The sequence below is a fragment of the Streptomyces sp. NPDC034086 genome, assembly GCF_055575515.1.
Map to the genome: position 1 here is coordinate 343,759 of NZ_JBVISM010000002.1, position 17,141 is coordinate 360,899.

The 17,141-nt window shown below is 72.3% G+C and carries 14 protein-coding genes; 6 read left to right on the forward strand and 8 right to left on the reverse strand.

Annotation, left to right across the window (positions count from 1 at the left end; translation table 11 throughout):
- Window positions 1-4: 4 nt before the first annotated feature.
- The 5 genes from ACZ514_RS06985 to ACZ514_RS07005 form a co-directional block, all read right to left on the reverse strand.
- Window positions 5-2,005, reverse strand: coding sequence for a hypothetical protein (locus tag ACZ514_RS06985; protein ID WP_469124290.1), 2,001 nt, complete (start codon window positions 2,003-2,005; stop codon window positions 5-7).
- Window positions 2,002-2,796 carry a toll/interleukin-1 receptor domain-containing protein gene (locus ACZ514_RS06990; RefSeq protein ID WP_469124291.1) on the reverse strand — a complete coding sequence of 265 codons (795 nt, stop codon included), beginning with the start codon at window positions 2,794-2,796 and terminating at the stop codon, window positions 2,002-2,004. Before ACZ514_RS06990 ends, ACZ514_RS06985 begins: the two co-directional genes overlap by 4 nt.
- Window positions 2,797-3,102: 306 nt before the next feature.
- Window positions 3,103-4,356 carry a helix-turn-helix domain-containing protein gene (locus tag ACZ514_RS06995; protein WP_469124292.1) on the reverse strand — a complete coding sequence of 418 codons (1,254 nt, stop codon included), beginning with the start codon at window positions 4,354-4,356 and terminating at the stop codon, window positions 3,103-3,105.
- A gap of 447 nt (window positions 4,357-4,803) precedes the next feature.
- The gene (locus tag ACZ514_RS07000; RefSeq protein WP_469124293.1) at window positions 4,804-5,757 is read right to left on the reverse strand and encodes an SMP-30/gluconolactonase/LRE family protein; all 954 of its coding nucleotides are present in this window, start codon (window positions 5,755-5,757) and stop codon (window positions 4,804-4,806) included.
- A gap of 169 nt (window positions 5,758-5,926) precedes the next feature.
- Complete coding sequence (locus ACZ514_RS07005) at window positions 5,927-6,877, reverse strand: SMP-30/gluconolactonase/LRE family protein (RefSeq protein ID WP_469124294.1); 951 nt, start codon at window positions 6,875-6,877, stop codon at window positions 5,927-5,929.
- Window positions 6,878-6,975: 98 nt separating this feature from the next.
- Here ACZ514_RS07005 and ACZ514_RS07010 point away from each other — a divergent pair, with 98 nt between their 5' ends.
- The 4 genes from ACZ514_RS07010 (at window position 6,976) to ACZ514_RS07025 (ending at window position 10,869) form a co-directional block, all read left to right on the forward strand.
- Complete coding sequence (locus ACZ514_RS07010) at window positions 6,976-7,413, forward strand: MarR family winged helix-turn-helix transcriptional regulator (RefSeq protein ID WP_468169603.1); 438 nt, start codon at window positions 6,976-6,978, stop codon at window positions 7,411-7,413.
- Between the two features lie 137 nt (window positions 7,414-7,550).
- Window positions 7,551-8,678 (forward strand): alpha/beta hydrolase, encoded by a 1,128-nt coding sequence (locus ACZ514_RS07015; RefSeq protein ID WP_469124295.1) that lies wholly within the window; start codon window positions 7,551-7,553, stop codon window positions 8,676-8,678.
- A gap of 317 nt (window positions 8,679-8,995) precedes the next feature.
- Window positions 8,996-10,081 carry an alpha/beta hydrolase gene (locus ACZ514_RS07020; RefSeq protein WP_469124296.1) on the forward strand — a complete coding sequence of 362 codons (1,086 nt, stop codon included), beginning with the start codon at window positions 8,996-8,998 and terminating at the stop codon, window positions 10,079-10,081.
- The gene (locus ACZ514_RS07025) at window positions 10,078-10,869 is read left to right on the forward strand and encodes a trypsin-like serine peptidase (protein ID WP_468169594.1); all 792 of its coding nucleotides are present in this window, start codon (window positions 10,078-10,080) and stop codon (window positions 10,867-10,869) included. The genes ACZ514_RS07020 and ACZ514_RS07025 overlap by 4 nt, the downstream gene beginning before the upstream one ends.
- Before the next feature lie 18 nt (window positions 10,870-10,887).
- Here the strand turns inward: ACZ514_RS07025 and ACZ514_RS07030 are convergent, their stop codons facing one another.
- The 3 genes from ACZ514_RS07030 to ACZ514_RS07040 form a co-directional block, all read right to left on the reverse strand.
- Entirely contained in the window at window positions 10,888-11,832 is a 945-nt protein-coding gene (locus tag ACZ514_RS07030; RefSeq protein ID WP_469124297.1) for an EamA family transporter, read from the reverse strand.
- Window positions 11,833-11,876: 44 nt separating this feature from the next.
- Window positions 11,877-12,695 carry an isocitrate lyase/PEP mutase family protein gene (locus ACZ514_RS07035; RefSeq protein WP_468169588.1) on the reverse strand — a complete coding sequence of 273 codons (819 nt, stop codon included), beginning with the start codon at window positions 12,693-12,695 and terminating at the stop codon, window positions 11,877-11,879.
- A gap of 106 nt (window positions 12,696-12,801) precedes the next feature.
- Window positions 12,802-13,941, reverse strand: coding sequence for a pyridoxal-phosphate dependent enzyme (locus ACZ514_RS07040; RefSeq protein WP_468701490.1), 1,140 nt, complete (start codon window positions 13,939-13,941; stop codon window positions 12,802-12,804).
- Window positions 13,942-14,195: 254 nt separating this feature from the next.
- On the opposite strand from ACZ514_RS07040, the gene ACZ514_RS07045 reads away from it, so the two are divergent.
- Together ACZ514_RS07045 and ACZ514_RS07050 are read left to right on the forward strand one after the other, a co-directional pair.
- Complete coding sequence (locus ACZ514_RS07045; RefSeq protein WP_468169583.1) at window positions 14,196-15,767, forward strand: S8 family peptidase; 1,572 nt, start codon at window positions 14,196-14,198, stop codon at window positions 15,765-15,767.
- Window positions 15,768-15,922: 155 nt separating this feature from the next.
- Window positions 15,923-17,080, forward strand: coding sequence for a DUF4190 domain-containing protein (locus tag ACZ514_RS07050; RefSeq protein ID WP_469124298.1), 1,158 nt, complete (start codon window positions 15,923-15,925; stop codon window positions 17,078-17,080).
- The last annotated feature ends 61 nt before the right edge of the window (window positions 17,081-17,141 follow it).

Here is a 17,141-nt window from a genome sequence, read left to right on the forward strand (position 1 = left end):
TGTTTCATCGTTCCTCTTCCGTGGTCCGTGGTTCGGCGTCCGCACGCTCCGTACTCTGCGTGCGGGCGTACTGCGCCTGGTCGATGTGCTGCCAGAAAAGGGTGGCGACGGCTGTCCGGGACGGGTGGCGCACAGACCGTGCCCAGTCGCAGGCGATGACGTAGAGGCGGTGGAGAGCGGCGGTGCGACCGTGCGTCGCCCGGACCATCACGCCCAGCGCCATGTCCTGCGTACGGTCATCCGCCACGGTGTCCAGCCAACTGCTCACCAGCGGTTCCCAGAGTTCCGTCGGCGGTTGGGAGAACACCGTCTTCCAGCCCAGGAACAAATCCGGCCAGCGGGGCGGGTCCGGTGCTCGGTCGCTCCTCACCAGCTCTGCGAGCAGCTGGAGATGGGGATTGGTCTCGGACGGTTCCTGACGCGCCGGGTTCCGCAGCCGGTCGATCAGCACGCGGTAGAGCCGGCGGTCGCGGCCGGCGAGGTCCAGAAGCGCTTCCCGCGCCCCGTGCGCTGCCTCCCCCCTCCGTGCGGCGAGGTGGTGAAGGCGCACGATCGCCTGATCCGGGTGCGTCGCGCCGAGGCTCTGGTGACAGGCGGCCGTCAGGGCGCGGGCCAGGCCGTCGGGCAAGGATCCGGACCTCGCCACGCACTCGTAGATCCGCTTGCGGAACCACCCGCCGAATTCCTGGTGCCGGAGCCCCAGTTCGAGGGCCGTTACGGCTCGCGGTTCCGCGGATGGCTTGTTCACGCGGGTCGCCCAGCGCACCGCGAGGCCGAAGAGGTGGTCGGGCCGCCCGGCGGCCAGGGACCGCTCTCCGAAGCGGACGACGACGTCCACCTGGTTGTCGGTGGTCAGACCGTCCAGCCCTGCGGCGTGGTCGATCCAGTCCCTGAGCTCGTCGCGTGCCCCGGGGAAGTTCGTCCAGAAGTACGTCCGTACCGCGTCGGCGTAGGCCAGCCGCTCGAAACGGAGCCGTCCGTCAGGGGCCCGCTCGATCCCGAGGGCTTTCAACCGCTCCCCGAAGTCCGTCTGCGCGAACGCGGAGGTCGCCTCCTCCTTGTGGCCCACCCTCTTCATCAGGTCTTGCCATGCCTCGTAGACGGTGTCAGCGCGAGCTCCCTCGAGGACTGCCGCCGCCAGCAGAAGGGCCCGCTCGGGCGCGGTGCGGACCTCGGTCATCTGCCGGCCCACCTCACGAGCACGGTCGGTCACCGCGTGTATCGCCTGGTCGAGCCATGCCGCGAAGTCGGCGCCGAACCGGTCACTGTCGCGGGCGGTCTTCACCAGCACCGCGATCCGTGCCAGTTCCCGCATGGGGGAGCGGTCGCACAGGGGCTGGAGGTCTGCGCTGCTCAAGTCCTCAGGCCGGAAGGGCATCCGGTCCATGCGGAGGTACCTGGTGAGGACGGCGACGCCCCGGGGGCGCTCCAGCTTCACCGTGTGCGGTCCGAAGTCCGGCGTGTGGCGGTGCTCCATGACCGACGGCAGGACGGCGACCATGTGGGCCCCCGCCTCCTGGACCTTGGACCGGTATACGGCCAGACGGCGCTGGGCCCCGGTGTACTGCTCTTCGTCGGTGATCGCGGAGAGGTCGAGAAGGAAGCGGTCTCCTTGGCCAGGGGCGAGTAACTTCTCGTCGCCGTCGTCCTCCTTGGCCGTGGCGGGAAGCTCCTCGATCCGCACCCCGTCCTCGTCGGTGCTCCCGTTCTCACCGAACCCGTGCAGCAGCATGATCGCTGCGGCGCGGCGGCCGCTGCCGGGCGGCCCCTCCAGCAGCACCACCGACCCCGGTTTCTCCAAGTGGTCAGCTGCTACGCGGTAGTTCCTGGGGGGAACGAACCGGTCGGCCAGACGCACCCGGTCCTCGCGGGTGATCCGGAGGGACTCGACCCCTTTGCGTCGCATCCAGTCCGGGCCGGCGCCGTAGATGTTGTACTGGTGTCCGTTGCCGCTGTTCACGGGGCCGTGCGGATCATTGACGGTGATGTGGTCCCGCTCGGTCATCGCCCGTCGTCCGAGCGCCGGCGCTCGCGCTCGAAGCGCTGGCGGACCGTACCGCTGTTGTCGCCCGCCGTGAACTGGACCCCGGTGTTGTCGCCCTCGAAGTGAGGCGCGTTGTACTGGCGGCCCCGGCCGGTGTTCACGGGCCCCTGCGGCTCGTTGACGAAGGTTCCGGACAGGTCGCCGTTGAGGTTTCCGATGCCGCCGCGCACGCGCTGTTCGACGTCACGCGTACGCATCCTGGTGTGCCCGGCGTCCCGGGCCGACTTCTCGCGTGACGTCGCCTTCGTCCGCTCCCTTGCCGCACGGCCGTCGCGGTCCGCCCTGCCCAGCTCGGGCAGCAGCCGGGCGAGGGTGTCCCCGAGCACCGTCAGGTCGGACTGGGCGTTGCGGTGGTCGAACCGCCTGTACTGGTAGTCCGCCAGTTCCAGCAGATCGTCCGGAAGGACGGTGCGGTCGATCCGCGTGGCCTTTCCGACGAGCACGGGAATCACCAGGGCCCCGCGGTCGAGTGCCGTCCGGATCTCACGACGGGTCCAGTCCTGTTCGGCTTCGAGCGCGGGGCGGCCGTCGGCCCCCGTCACCTCCGCCCAGCGCGGACCGATCACGGCGAGCAGCGCCTGGCACCCCTCCACCGCCCTGGCCAATTCCACCGGGAAGCGGCGTCCGGGGTCGATCGAGCTGCTGGCGAAGAAGATCCGCTCGTCGCCGAACCTCCGGGCGAGTTCGCGGGCGATCACGGTGGCGGCGGATTCCTCGTCGCCCGTGCGGTAGTTGACGAAAACGTCGTGCATGAAGGTTCCCTTCGGGAGAGAAAGACGAACGGACGGGCAGGGGGCTGTGGACCGGCGTTCCGGGGTCGCCCGAGCCATGAGGTCCCGGCCGAGTGACGGCATGGCACGTCCACGGGAGGAGACGCGGAGGGAAGGGAGGGGCACCGCCTGGGTGCCACCGGCTGCGGGCGGCACCGGAGAAGCCGGGGCTCGATGCGACATGTCGGGCGGGAATCAGTGAGGCCCGCGGGATCCGGAAGGCCGGAGGGGCCGGTCCATGGGATGAGCCGGGCGGTACGCGCCCGGGTACCGGTCGTGGAGCGGACGTCAGCCGTGCGCGGGGGCGAGTACGCGTGCCAGCGCGGGCTGCAGGGCACGCACGGCGCGGCTGCTCCGGAAGCGGGACAGTTCCCGTGCGAGGCGTCGGACGTCGCTGTTCACCGTGGCCGAGGGCACGGCCGGCATCATTCCCAGGAGATCCCCGGCGATCGCGCACGCGTGCTCGACCTCCCCGGAGGCGGCGTGGGCCAGCGACCGGCGGAAACCGTACCGGGCGCGGGTACGCAGCGCGTGCGGCGGGAGGCGGAGGTACTCCCGGTCGAGTACCTCGGCAGCGGCCTTGGGGCGTCCGAGGTCGTACAGGCACCAGCCGGTCGACATCGCCGCCGGATCGCTCACGTGCGAGGTGCCGATCACGGGCTCGACGCCGTTGCGGGCGTCATCGTGGGCGAGTAGCTCCCGCGCCCTGTCGAGGCTGCGGAGGCATTCGGCTTCGTTGCCGACGAGTGCGTGGCCCTGGGCCTCTCGCTGGGCCGCGAGTCCCCTGATCCGCGGGGGGAGTTCGCTGCCCTGGGCGCGGCGGGCCAGGTCGACGGTGCCAGCGGCGTCACCGCCGTACATGGTGACCAGAGCACGCCGCACCAGTGCGTAGGAACCGAGGTGCGGGTCACCCCCGGCGCCGGCCAGTTCGACGGCCTCGCCCGTCCAGCCGAGTGCCGCGTCGCTGTCGCCGGCTTCCTGGGCCATCCAGCCGGTGAATTCCGCGAACCGCGAGGCGAGCCGGAGCGCGGGGGCCCGGGAAGCTGACCGGGCGCCGTAGGCGAGCCCGGCGACCATGCGCGTCTGCGCCTCCAGCAGGGGCAGCAGGATCTTGGGAGCGGTGGACTGACCGAGCTTCCGCAGCTGGTCGAACTGCGTGCGGTAGGAGCCGAGGAGGGGGTCGTCGGCGGAGGACAACGCCTGACCGCCCAGCTTCAGGCCGAGGTCGACCAGCACGCCCGTGCCTGCCGAGAGGACTGCCCGACGCCCGACGAGCCAGCGGCTCGGACCGGCGGGGGATTCGGCGGTGCCCGAGTCCGAGTCCGGGTCGGGGCGGCCCACCAGGCGCTGCAGCTCGCCGCCCGCGCCGAGGAAGGCGTCACACCGCCGGGCCAGCTCTGGGGACGCGGAACGCTCTCCGCGCTCGACCTTGCTGAGGTGCCCCTTGTCGTAGTTGAGTGCAACGGAGAACTCGGTAAGAGTCAGCCCCGCTGCCACGCGTAAACGGCGAAGTTCCGGGCCGAAACGTAAAGCCGTGTTCATCAACAACCTCCCCTTGAACAGTGACCGCGAGAGCCGTCCGCCCTCACGGGAGCCGTCATTAGACGATCACCGGGCGACGCGAAACCCGACGGTGAACACGGGGTGTAGTGGCGTCGTCTCGCTTCGCGTCTGAAAGGGAGTTTGGCACGGCTCTCGTCCCGAGAATCGGGGTTCGGTGGTGTTGCCCGTTGCCTCTTTCTCCGGGACGCGGAACGGTCGGGATCGCAGCCCAGGGCGCTGCCCGGAGGGAGCCGTAGGCGCCATGGGTGTGGCGCCTGTAGCGCCGCGCGGTACTCGGCCGGGCTGAACGCCCTCAGTGCCTGGTGACGCACAAGCAGCCGTCGTCCTCGTCGCCCCCCGATGCCACTGCTGGCTGCCGTGCTGGAGGAGCCCCCTGCGGGGGGAGTGCTCCGCAGGGGGCTCGGGGGTGGTTTGCCGGTCCGGGGCTCAGTGGGAGGTCGGCCAGGGGCGGTGGCCCGGGCCCGTGGGGTGGGTGCCGGTGACGGCCATGACCACCGAGTAGAGGCTGGTCTCCGCCGCGATGAACAGGCGGTTGCGCTTGGCTCCGCCCCAGGAGATGTTGGCCACCGCCTCGGGGACGTTGAGGCGGCCGATCAGGGTGCCGTCGGGGTCGTAGCAGTGCACGCCGTCGGCCATCGCGGCCGCCCACAGTCGGCCGCCGTCGTCGAAGCGGAGGTTGTCGAAGCGGGCGTTCTCCCGGGCTCCGGCCTCGGCGAAGACCTCGCCGTCCGACAGGGTGCCGTCGTCGCGCACGTCGAAGACCCGGATGTGGCCCGCCCGGGTGTCGGAGACGAACAGCTGCCGCTCGTCGGCCGAGAAGACCAGCCCGTTCGGCGCGCCGAAGCAGTCCGCGACCAGGCGTACCTCTCCCGTGGCCGGGTCGATCCGGTACACGTTGTTGGAGCCGATCTCGCTCTGCGCGCGGTAGCCCTCGTAGTCGCTGGTGATGCCGAAGTCGGGGTCGGAGAACCAGATCGAGCCGTCGGACTTCACGGCCGCGTCGTTCGGGCTGTTCAGGCGCTTGCCCTGCCACCGGTCGGCCAGCACCGTGACGGTGCCGTCGTGTTCGGTACGGGTCACCCGGCGGTTGCCCTGCTCGCAGGTGATCAGCCGGCCCTCGCGGTCGAGGGTGTTGCCGTTGGTGTGTCCGGCGGAGCGGCGGAAGACGGCGACCGAGCCGGTCTCCTCGTCCCAGCGCAGCATCCGGTCGTTGGGTATGTCGCTCCAGACCAGCTGGCGCCAGGCGGGCACGTAGACCGGGCCCTCGGCCCAGCGGCAGCCGGTGTACAGGACTTCCAGGGCCTCGTCACCGTTCATGCACCGCCCGGTACGGAACCGGTCGTCCAGCATCTCGTACAGCCCCGGGCGCTCGCTGCTCATCAGGTCCGCTCCTCACGTCAGGACATCATGCGCCGAATGGAGATCGGCTCGATGGGGAGATTGCAGGATGAGGTATGGCAGCTGCAAGAGAATTCCGAATGGAGAGTTGTGGATCACATGCGGGACGCGGCCGCCGCCCGGGCCTCCGGCGGCCGCGCCCCCGCAGGCGTCACAGCTCCCGGACCGCCGCCACCGAGAAGGTGACCGGGGTGCCGGTCGAGGGGGTCATGGGGCCGCCCTTGTCGAACTGCGAGCGGACCACCAGGGTGCGGCCCGGGGTGTGGGCCAGGGTGGTGGGGATCTGGAGGGAGGCGTCCGTCAGGGTGCGGGTCAGGCGGGCGCGGGTGCCGTCCGGGCTGAGCTGCCAGCGGGTCAGGGTGTTGGTGACGTTGTGCGCCGCGCGGAGGGTGCCGGCGGGGGAGAGCTGGATGCCGTCGGCGGCCTTCAGGTCGCCTCCGGTCAGGGCGACCCGGCTCAGGGCGCCGGTGCGCAGGTCGACGCGGTGCAGCTCGCCCCCGGTCATGTCGACCGTCAGGAGGTAGCGGCCGGCCCGGTCCGAGGTGATCCCGTTGAGCGTGAGGTGCCCGGGCGGCGGCGGGGTGACGTGCCCGCTCAGGTCGTACGCCACCGTCAGCGGGCCGGAGCCGGCGCGCAGCTGGTCGGGGGTGACGCGGTAGATCACCGCGCGGACGCTGTCCGTCAGGTAGGCGGTGCCGTCCGGGGTGACGGTCAGGTCGTTGACGAAGTGCGGGGCGTCCGCCGGGACCTCGAACCGCGCCAGGCGGGTGCCCGTCGCCGTGTCGTACACCGTCACCCCGGCCGTGGAGTCGGTGACCCACAGGCGGCCCCGGCCGTCGACCCGCAGGCCGTTCGCCGTGCGCCGCCCGTCGGTGCCGGACGGGAGGAACACCTCGGCGGTACGGGCGCCCGGACGGGCGCGGTACACGGTGCCGTCCGCGTACGAGCCGACGTACACGGTGCCCGTGCGCGGGTCCGCGGCTATCCCCTCCGGGTAGACCTTCGAGCCGGGGAGGGTGAACGCGGTCCCCACGGGGGACGGGGCGGGCGCCGCGCCCGTGGTGAGGGTCGCGGTCAGGGCGACGGCCGCGGCGGAGAGCAAGACATGAGAGAACGTACGCACAGGTGAACCCTTCTTGATCAGTGAGTCCGCAGAATAGTTAGGGCTCTAATGTTTGGCAAGGGTCGTAGGATGCCGCAATGACCTCCATGCCTCCCGAGGAACGCATCGGCGCGCACATCAAGCGCGCCGAGCAGGCGCTCCTCGCGGCGAAGACCGCCGCCTGCAAGCCGGCCGCAGTAACGGTTCCGCAGTACGCGGCCCTGCTCTGGCTCGCCGAGAAGCCGGGCATCTCCGCGGCCGCCCTCGCCCGGCTCTGCGGGGTCACACCGCCCACCATGAACACCGTTCTGAAGAACCTCCACGAGCGCGGCCTCATCGAGCGCACCCCCCACGAGTGGCACCGCAACGTGCTGGAGACCCGGCTCACCCCGGAGGGCCGCGCCGCGATGGAGCTGGCCGACGCCGGCGCCGTCCGCGTCGAGACCGCCCTCGCCGCCGCCCTCACGGCCCAGGAGCGCACGCAGCTCATCGACCTGCTCGGGCGGTGCGCGGAGGTGCTCGACGGCCGGCCGTGAGCCGCCGGGAACCCGATGTTCCGGGCGGCCCCTCACGCGGGCTTGGAACTTTTCGAGGGCCCCGCACATCAGGACTAGGGGGATGTCCAGCCGCACTGTCCCGCCCGGGGCAGGCCGAACCGTTCGGAGCGAAGTCCGTGCACGAGTACCCGCAGCAGTCGTCCGGCCGTGAGCCCGAGCGGGGGCAGGGCCGCAGGAAGTCGCGGCGCGCGATGTGGACCGCCGCCGGCGTCGCCGGTGCGCTGCTCCTCGGCGGGGGCGGCTTCGCCGCCTACGAGAACGAGTGGTTCGACGGCAACGGCGAGGCCGTCAGCTTCGGCAAGCCCGCCGCGCCCGCCGCCACGGACGCCGGCGCCGGAGGGAAGAAGACGGAGCCCCAGGCCCCGGCCCGCCCCAGCGGCGACCCGGACGTGCGGATGCCGTCCGGCCCGAAGTCCGACTTCAAGCAGACCGCCAAGCTCGACGACGGCACCGTCATCGCCAAGACCCGCCTGGCCGGCGCCAAGTCGGGCTTCGAGGGCGACGTCTGGGTCTGGGCCCCCAAGGAGTACGACGACCCGAAGTACGCCAAGAGCGCCTTCCCGGTCCTCATAGCCCTCCCCGGCGGGAACGGCTTCCCGACGAACTACTGGGCCGACCGCAGCCTCGGCCTCCAGAAGGCCGTCTCCGAGGGCGTCCGGGCCGGTACCAGCCTGCCCTTCGTCCTGATCATGCCGGTGCTCAACCCGGACAACAAGTACTACTACGACGGCGCCGACATACCCGGTCAGCCGAAGATGGGCACCTGGATCGCCGAGGACGTCCCGGACTTCGCCCGCGCGAACTTCCGTACGTACGCGTCCCGCGACGGCTGGGCCTTCATGGGCTCCTCCTCGGGCGCCTTCGTCGGCATGAAGACGCTCTTGCAGCACCCCGACAGGTTCAAGGCCGTGATCGCCAGCGGCGGCGAGATCACCCCCGACTCCCCGCTCTGGAAGGGCCACCAGGCGGAGATGGACGCCAACAATCCCGAGAAGCTCGCCGAGAAGCTGATCGAGAGGGGCGGCCCGGACGTCTACATCAACTTCCAGGTGGGCACGAAGGAGTCCGGCAAGGACCGGATGACGAAGTTCGTGCAGCAGTACGGCAAGGGCCCGGTCAAGACGACCATCCGCGACATCCAGAACGGCGAGCACAACGGCTGGCACTACGTGCGCGGCATGAAGGAAGGCTCGCTGGAGTGGGTCAGCAAGGTGCTGAAGGGCCCCCAGCCCGAGGCCGGCTGACCGGCGCCCGTACGCCGGACCCGCGCCCCCGCCCCGCGCCCCTTCCGCCCCCCGTTCCCCGTCCCCCGTCCCACCCCCTCCCACCCCGTTCCCGCAGGCCGGACCGCTGCCCGGCGCGTCGCCCGCGCCGCTGCGCGAGCCGTCGCCCGGAGACCGCTGCCCGACCCGTCGCCGGCTCCGCCACGTGGCCCTCGCCACGTCGCCCCGGTCCCAGGCAACCCATACGGTCGTTCACACCTCTGTACAGGTGTCAAGGGGGACCAATCGGTCCGACCCGCGCCCAACCAGGGCGCCGGAGAAGGAACGGGAACAATTCAGTGCAGTATGACCACCAAGGCGACGGCGGCCCCCTGACCAAGGGCGGCCGTCGCCCCCCGCGCCGGCGCAGGCGCCAGATCCTGATCGGCGGCGGGCTCGCGCTCGCCCTCGCGGCCGGGGGAGGCGCCGCGTACGAGGCCGGTCTCTTCTCGGACATGGGGGACCCGGTCTCCTTCGGGAAGATCCAGGAGTCGGCGGCCGCCGAGGACATCCGCCCCGGGGTGCTGATGCCGACCGGCCCCAAGGCGGAGTTCACGCGCACCAGCCGGCTGCCGGACGGCACGCAGATCGCGGTGACCACCGTGACCGGCCGGAAGTCCGGGTTCACCGGTGACGTGTGGGTGTGGGTGCCCAAGGAGTACGACGACCCGAGGTACGCCAAGAGCGCCTTCCCCGTGCTGATCTCCCTGCCCGGCGGCCGCGGCTACCCCAAGAACTACTGGGGCACCGGACCCGGCCTCGGCCTCCAGCAAGCCGTGATCGACGGGGTCAAGGCCGGCACCAGCCTCCCCTTCATCCTCGTCATGCCGGTGATCAACGCGGACACCAAGCACCACTTCGACGGGTCGGACATCCCCGGACAGCCGAAGATGGGCACCTGGATGGCCGATGACGTCCCGGATTTCACGAAGGCCAATTTCCGCACCTTCACCTCCCGCGACGGCTGGGCCTTCATGGGCTCCTCCTCGGGGGGTTTCGGCGCCTTCAAGCACGTGCTGAAGTACCCCGAACGCTTCAAGGCGGTCATCGCCAGCGGGGTCGACTTCGTCCCCGACTCCCCGCTGTGGAGGGGGAACCGGCAGGCCATGGACGAGAACAACCCCGAGAAGCTCGCCGAGAAGCTGATCAAGGAGGGCGGTCCGGAGGTATGGATCAACTTCCAGATCGGCACGAAGGAGAGCGGCCGCGACCTCGCCGAGCGGTTCATGCGCGAGTACGGCAGGGGCCCCGTGCACACTCGTCTCCAGGTGATCCAGGATGGTGAGCACAACGGAAAGTCCTACGTGCGCGGAATGAGGGAGGGCTCCCTGGAGTGGATCAGCAAGGTGATGCGAGGACCGACACCCGACCCCGCCGTGCGATGAGCCCCGCGGTGAAGGGCGCCACCGCGGCCGCCGCCGCCGGGATCGCGATGGTGTGCGCCGTCGCGTTCCTCAAGGCGCCCGGCGACCGCCCGGTGCACCCCTTCCCCACCGTCGGCGTGCTCATGGCCAACGGCGAGCACTGGTGCACGGCGAGCGTGGTCGACAGCCCCCGGGGCAACGTCGTCGCGACCGCCGCGCACTGCGTCGCCCCGGCGGGCGAGGACGGCGTGCCGGGCGAGGTCGCCCACGACGGCCTCGCCATCGGCGAGCTCTCCTTCGCCCCCGCCTTCTCCGGGGAGGGCTCGGGCACCCAGCCCCTCGGCGTGTGGAAGGTGCGCTCGATCCACGTCGACGAACGCTGGACGAAGTGGGGCGAGGACACCGCCGACTTCGCCTTCCTCACCATCGAGCCCGACGAGGACGGCCGCAGCGTCCAGGAGGCCGTCGGCGGCAAGGGCGAGGCGCCCGCGCCCGACTGGACCTCCGGGTACGAGCGGGAGGTCACCGTCGTCGGCTACCCGGAGTCCGAGCACAACCCGCAGAACAAGCCCGTGTCCTGCACCACCCAGACGCGCCACGACCTCGACGACCCCGACCTGCTGTACATCAGCTGCTCGGGCTTCTGGACCGGCACCAGCGGCAGCCCCTGGATCGCCGACCGCGGGGGCACGGGACAGCCGGGCCGGCTGATCGGCGTGCTCAGCGGCGGGGAGACGGACGTGGACTCCACGGCCGCGCTGTACGACGAGCGGGCCAAGGCCCTGTACGAGCGCGCGTCCCGGGGCTGAACCGGGCCGCGCGCCGGGCTACGCGCGGCGCTCCGTACTCACGATCACGCCCACCGCCGCCACCACGATCGCACCGCCGAGCACGATCGGCAGGGTCAGCCGCTCGTCCAGGACGAGCGCGCCCAGCGCGACGGCCACCACCGGATTGACGTACGCGTACGTGGCCACGAGCGACAGCGGCGCCGCCTGGAGCAGCCACGCGTACGCCGTGAAGCCGACCACCGACCCGATCAGCACGAGGTAGGCCAGCGCCACCCACGAGGCGGTGGAGAAGGCGCCCACGTCCAGGCCGTGCTGCTCGCCGCGCAGCAGCCCGACGACCACCCCGCCGACCCCGCCCGCCAGCATCTGGTACGCGGAACCCGAGAAGGGATTAGCCGGCATCGGCAGCTTCGACGCCGAGAACGAGCCCAGCGACCACAGCACCGAGGCCGCCACCACCATCAGCACTCCCCACAGCCGGACGTCCCCGCTGAGCCCCGGGCTGGTCAGCACCCCCAGCCCGGCGAGCCCCACCAGCACCCCGGCCACGGTGCGCGGCGACGGCCGGTCCCCGCTGCCCGCCCGCAGCACCACCACCCACATCGGCACCGCCGCCACCAGCAGCGCGGCCAGCCCGGAGGGGATGGCGGTCTCGGCCAGCACCACCAGCCCGTTGCCGCCCAGGATGAGCAGCAGGCCGACCACGACCGCCGAGCGGGCCTGCGCGGCCGTGACCCGGAGGGCGGCCGGCCCGTACCGCCAGGCGACGATGCCGGCCAGCACCAGGCCGGCGGTGATGAACCGGGCCCCGGCGGAGAGGAAGGGCGGCATGGTCTCGACGGCGATCCGGATGCCGAGGTAGGTCGAGCCCCAGACCACGTACACGAGCGCCAGCGCGAACCACACGGCCCCGGTCGTCCTGCGGCGCGGGGTGTCCGTCGTCGCGCCGCCCGTGCCGTCCATCGGAGTCGAGGTTCCCATGGCCGGATCCTACGGACGGCGTCCCACGCGGGCTTCCCGTTATCTCACCCCTTGAGCAGCGCGTTCAGCTCCCCGTACGGCAGCGCGCCGGCGAGGGCGCCGTAGGTGCCGCCGGACAGCAGTTCCTCGGCGGCGCGGCGGGCGACGGCGTACGCGGCTTCGGCCACCCAGGAGCCGAGGCTGACGCGGGCTACGCCGAGGGCGCCGAGCTCGGTGACGGACGGGGCGCCGGGGCCGACGAGGACGTTGAGCGGGGCGTCGATCCCCTTGGCGAGTTCCGCGACGGTGGCGGGATCGGTGACCCCCGGCACGAAGACCCCGGTGGCGCCGGCGGCGAGGTAGGCCGCGGCGCGGGAGAGGGTCTCGTCGAGGCGGCCGGCGCTCTCGCCGAGGCCGAACAGGTACGTGTCCACGCGGGCGTTGATGTACAGCGGCACCCCGGCCGCCTCCGCGGCGGCACGGGCCGCGGCCAGGCGTTCCGCCTGCTCGGCCGGGGCGCGGTGGCCGTCCTCGATGTTGATGCCGACCGCGCCGGCGGCCAGCACCCCGGTGACGGTCTCGCCGACCCCGGCCGCGTCGGCCGCGAAGCCGCCCTCGATGTCGGCGGTGACCGGTACGGAGACGGCCGAGGCCACCCGGGCGATCAGGTCCAGCGCCCGCTCCCGCGCGAGCGCGTCCCCGTCGGGGGCCCCGAGCGACCAGGCGACGCCGGCGCTGGTGGTGGCCACCGCCGGTGCCCCGGCGGCCTCCACGAGGCGGGCACTGGCGACGTCCCAGGCGTTGGCGAGGGCGAGGGGGGCGGCGGGGGTGTGCAGCGCGGTGAAGGCGGTGGCCCGGGCGGCGTGGTCAGAGAGGGTGGTCATGGGGCCAGTTGATCAGACCGGGGGCTCCCGCGGCTGGCGGATTTCCGACGCCCACGTCACGGAGGCTTTCCCACGCCCACGTCACGGTGCCTTTCCGACGCCCACGTCACGGTGCCGCCTCGGCTCGGGAAGGAGGGGCGGCCAGGCCCGCCTTGGCGCCCGCGCCGCACAGCGGGAGGACCGCCGTGCGGCCGCGGAGGGGGTCACCGGGGGCGGTGGGGCGCACCGCGGCCCAGCAGGCCGCCGCCGTCGGTTCCACGAACAGGCCCCGCCGGGCCAGGTCCTGCTGGGCCTCGCGCAGCCGGTCGTCCGGGACCGTGAGGAAGGTGCCGCCGGACTTGCGGACCGCCGCCAGGATCTGCCGGGCCCGCGGCGGGGCCGGGATCGCGATGCCCTCCGCCAGGGTCGGCAGCTGCGGTACCGCCGCGGCGTCCTCGGCACCCGCCGCGAAGGCCGCCGCGAGCGGTGACACCGCTTCCGCCTGGACCCCGATCAGCGCGGGCGGCCGTACCCCGCGCCGGGCCAGTTCCTCCACCGCCAGCGCGGCGCCCAGCAGCAGGGTGCCGTTGCCCACCGGTACGACCAGCGCCTCCGGGAGCCGCCCGCCGAGGGCCTCCCAGATCTCGTACGCGTACGTCTTGGTGCCGTGCAGGAAGTACGGGTTGAAGACGTGGCTCGCGTAGAAGACGCCCGGCTCGTCGGCGGCGGCCCGCGCGGCCACCGCCGTGGCCTCGCGCCCGCCGGCGACGACGCGTACGGCCGCGCCGTGGGCCCGCATCTGCCCGGTCTTCTTCTCCGAGGTGCCCTCCGGCACGAAAACTTCACAACTCAGCCCCGCCCGCGCGCAGTACGCGGCCACGGACGTTCCCGCGTTGCCGCTGCTGTCGGCGATCACCCGCTCCGGGGCCAGCCGCCGCGCCAGTTCGGCGAGCATGACCGCGCCGCGGTCCTTGAAGGACAGCGTCGGCATCAGGAAGTCGAGTTTGGCGTGAATCCTCTCCGCGAGCGGCACCAGCGGGGTGTGCCCCTCCGAGAGCGAGACCGAGAACGCCCCCGGCAGCGGCAGTACGGGCGCGTACCGCCACAACGAGTGCGGTCCGGCGGCCGGTTCGAGCGCGGTGGCCGGATCGGGTGTGAAGTCGAGGTCCCAGGGGCCGCCGCAGAGGGGGCAGCACCACGGGGCGGTCCGCACGTCCGCGCGCGTGCCGTCCTCGGGACAGACGTAACCAGGAAGTGCGTGCGTCATGTGCGGAGCGCCTTTGCTCGTTCATGGCCGTTGTATGGCGCAGATGTTACGCGTCCGTTGTGCCTCCGTTGTGCTCTTGTGGGATGCGGCACGGGTGGGTCAACCTTTGCGGGACGACGGCCCGTTGGGGCGGATTCGTTGTCATGGACATGCAGAAAACAAGAAAATCCCCCGCGTGTCCGGGCACCGCCGCACCCCGCACCCCGCACCGCCGCACGCCGTCGCACCCACCCCCTACGAGGAGGACCCCCCACATGTCCGTGACGCGTCACACCCGCCGCAGGCTCGCCGGCGTCAGCGCGACCGCCGTCGTGGCCCTCGCGCTCGGCGCGGCCGCCGCCCTGCCCGCGTCCGCCGCCGACGGCCCCCAGGGCGTCATCGAGAACGCCGGAGCTCCCGGGGCCGTCCCCGGCAGCTACATCGTGACCCTGGAGGACTCCGCCGCCCGGTCCACCGCCGACAGCGGAAAGGCCGTCGCCAAGCGGTACGGGGCGAAGATCGACCGGGTCTACAGCGCGGCCCTCAACGGCTACTCCGTCGAGGTCTCCGAGGCGCAGGCCAGGAAGCTCGCCGCCGACCCGGCCGTGCGGTCGGTCGTGCAGAACCGGACCTTCACCGTGGACGCCACCCAGCCGAGCCCGCCGTCCTGGGGCCTGGACCGCATCGACCAGCGGGCCCTCCCGCTCGACCAGAGCTACACCTACCCGGACAAGGCCGGCGAGGGCGTCACCGCGTACATCATCGACACCGGCGTCCGCAAGACGCACCAGGACTTCGGCGGCCGTGCCGCCGACGGCTACGACGCGATCGACAACGACAACACCGCCCAGGACGGCCACGGCCACGGCACGCACGTGGCCGGCACGGTCGGCGGCGGCGCGTACGGCGTGGCCAAGAAGGTCAAGATCGTCGGCGTCCGCGTGCTCAACGACCAGGGCTCGGGCACGACCGCCCAGGTCGTCGCCGGCATCGACTGGGTGACCCGCAACGCCGTGAAGCCGGCCGTGGCCAACATGTCCCTCGGCGGCGGCGCGGACTCCGCGCTCGACACCGCCGTACGCAACTCCATAGCCGCCGGCATCACCTACGCGGTCGCGGCGGGCAACGAGTCCACCGACGCCTCCACCAAGTCGCCCGCGCGCGTCGCCGAGGCCATCACGGTCGGCGCCACCACCAGCACCGACGCGAAGGCCAGCTACTCCAACTACGGCACCGTCCTGGACGTCTTCGCGCCGGGCTCCTCGATCACCTCCTCGTGGGGCACGGGCGACACCGCCACCAACACCATCTCCGGCACCTCGATGGCCTCGCCGCACGTCGCGGGCGCGGCGGCCCTGTACCTCTCGCAGAACCCGGCGAGCACCCCGGCGCAGATCCGCGACGCCCTGGTCGCGGCCTCCACCCCGAACGTGGTGACCAGCCCCGGCACCGGCTCCCCCAACCGCCTGCTGAACGTGGGCGGGAGCACCACGCCGCCGAACCCGGGCACCCGGTTCGAGAACACGGCGGACTACGCGGTCAACGACAACGCCACCGTCGAGTCGCCGGTGACCGTCAGCGGGATCTCCGGCAACGCCCCGGCGGCGCTGAGCGTCTCGGTCGACATCAAGCACACCTACATCGGTGACCTGAAGGTCGACCTGGTCGCCCCCGACGGCACGGTCTACAACCTGCACAACCGCAGCGGCGGCAGCGCCGACAACATCATCAAGACCTACTCGGTCAACGCCTCGGCCGAGGTGGCCAACGGTGTGTGGAAGCTGCGGGTGAACGACAACGCCAACCTCGACACCGGCAAGATCGATTCCTGGGCGCTGCAGTTCTGACGCCCGAGGCCTCCGCCCGGGCGACCGGGTGGCGAGGGGCGCGATAACAGGCTGGATCGCGCGATGAACGCGGGGGCGACCGACTGCTCGGTCGCCCCCGCTGCGTACTATTTCGCGCATTCGTTCGCGCCCCCCGTCATGGAGCACCTCACCCCGTGAGCATCCCGCCCCCGCAGCCTCCTCCCGCCGGCCCGGGCCCCTCCTGGCCCCCGCCGTCGCCGCCGCTGTGGGGGCCGCCCGCCCCCGGGCACCCGCCCGCGCTCAACGGCTTCGCGCTGGCCTCCCTGCTGGTCGGGCTGCTGTGCTTCCCGCCGCTCGGGATCGTCTTCGGGATCGTGGCGCTGGTGCAGATCGCGCGCAAGGGGGAGCGGGGCCGGGCGCTGGCGATCGTGGGCCTGGTGGTCTCGGTGCTGACGACCGCCGTCCTCGTGACCGGCGTGTCCCGGTACGCGGAGCACTTCCTGGGCCGGCTCGGCGAGGGGCGGGAGCTCGAGAACGTCGAGGGCCGGCTGACGGGGATGGACGAACTGCGTCAGGGCGACTGCTTCAACGTGCCGGGCGGCGACCTCCTGGACGAGGCCCGCTTCACCTACCGGGTGGGCTGCGACCAGGTGCACGACGCGGAGGTGACCTCCACGACGGTGCTCGGCCCCGGCGGCTTCCCCGGCAAGGGGAGGCTCAAGGAGACCGCCACGGACACCTGCTGGAAGGCGCAGGACGCGTACGCGATGGACACGTGGGCGCTGCCCGGGTACGCGGAGATGTTCTACTTCAGCCCCACCGCGGAGAGCTGGCAGGGCGGCGACCGGCGGCTCCTGTGCGTCATCGGCACGTCGGCGGAGGAGCACCGGGGCAGTCTGCGCAAGGATGCGGGCATGCTGACGCCGGACCAGGTGACCCTGCTGAGCGCGCTGAACACGGCGGACCAGGCGCTGGGGCGCGCCCCCGACGAGGACCTGGACGAGGCGCTGCCCGAGTACCGGGCGTGGGCGCGGGCGGTCGACGAGGCGCTGGCGGCGGAGGAACGGATGCTCCAGGGCGTGACCTCCCGCGAGGGCACGGGACCGGCGGCGGGTGCACAGCTCAAGGAGGTCGCGGCCGCGCGCGGTCAGTGGCAGCGGGCGGCCCGGGCGACGCGGCCGGCCGATTTCCAGCGGGCGTGGGACGCGGCGCTGTCGTCGCTGGCGGTCGACACGGAGAAGGCGCTGCGGGGGGCGTACGGGCTCTCGACGCGGGTGCCGGAGTGGCTGCGGTCGGACCCGGGAGGGCCGGGGGCCGGTTCCGGGCGCGGGCCGTCGGCGGAATCCGTCTGAGGTCCTGTGGGTAACGCGCGGTAAGGGGTTTGAGTGACCTGCGTTCATCACATCGGGTGAA

What these genes read in the sequence shown, in the direction of transcription:
- ACZ514_RS07045 (WP_468169583.1), top strand. Translation starts at nt 14,196, where the DNA reads ATGTCCGTGACGCGTCACACCCGCCGCAGGCTCGCCGGCGTCAGCGCG.
- ACZ514_RS07010 (WP_468169603.1), top strand. Translation starts at nt 6,976, where the DNA reads ATGACCTCCATGCCTCCCGAGGAACGCATCGGCGCGCACATCAAGCGC.
- ACZ514_RS07025 (WP_468169594.1), top strand. Translation starts at nt 10,078, where the DNA reads ATGAGCCCCGCGGTGAAGGGCGCCACCGCGGCCGCCGCCGCCGGGATC.
- ACZ514_RS07030 (WP_469124297.1), bottom strand. Translation starts at nt 11,832, where the DNA reads ATGGGAACCTCGACTCCGATGGACGGCACGGGCGGCGCGACGACGGAC.
- ACZ514_RS06985 (WP_469124290.1), bottom strand. Translation starts at nt 2,005, where the DNA reads ATGACCGAGCGGGACCACATCACCGTCAATGATCCGCACGGCCCCGTG.
- ACZ514_RS07040 (WP_468701490.1), bottom strand. Translation starts at nt 13,941, where the DNA reads ATGACGCACGCACTTCCTGGTTACGTCTGTCCCGAGGACGGCACGCGC.
- ACZ514_RS06995 (WP_469124292.1), bottom strand. Translation starts at nt 4,356, where the DNA reads ATGAACACGGCTTTACGTTTCGGCCCGGAACTTCGCCGTTTACGCGTG.
- ACZ514_RS07035 (WP_468169588.1), bottom strand. Translation starts at nt 12,695, where the DNA reads ATGACCACCCTCTCTGACCACGCCGCCCGGGCCACCGCCTTCACCGCG.
- ACZ514_RS06990 (WP_469124291.1), bottom strand. Translation starts at nt 2,796, where the DNA reads ATGCACGACGTTTTCGTCAACTACCGCACGGGCGACGAGGAATCCGCC.
- ACZ514_RS07000 (WP_469124293.1), bottom strand. Translation starts at nt 5,757, where the DNA reads ATGAGCAGCGAGCGCCCGGGGCTGTACGAGATGCTGGACGACCGGTTC.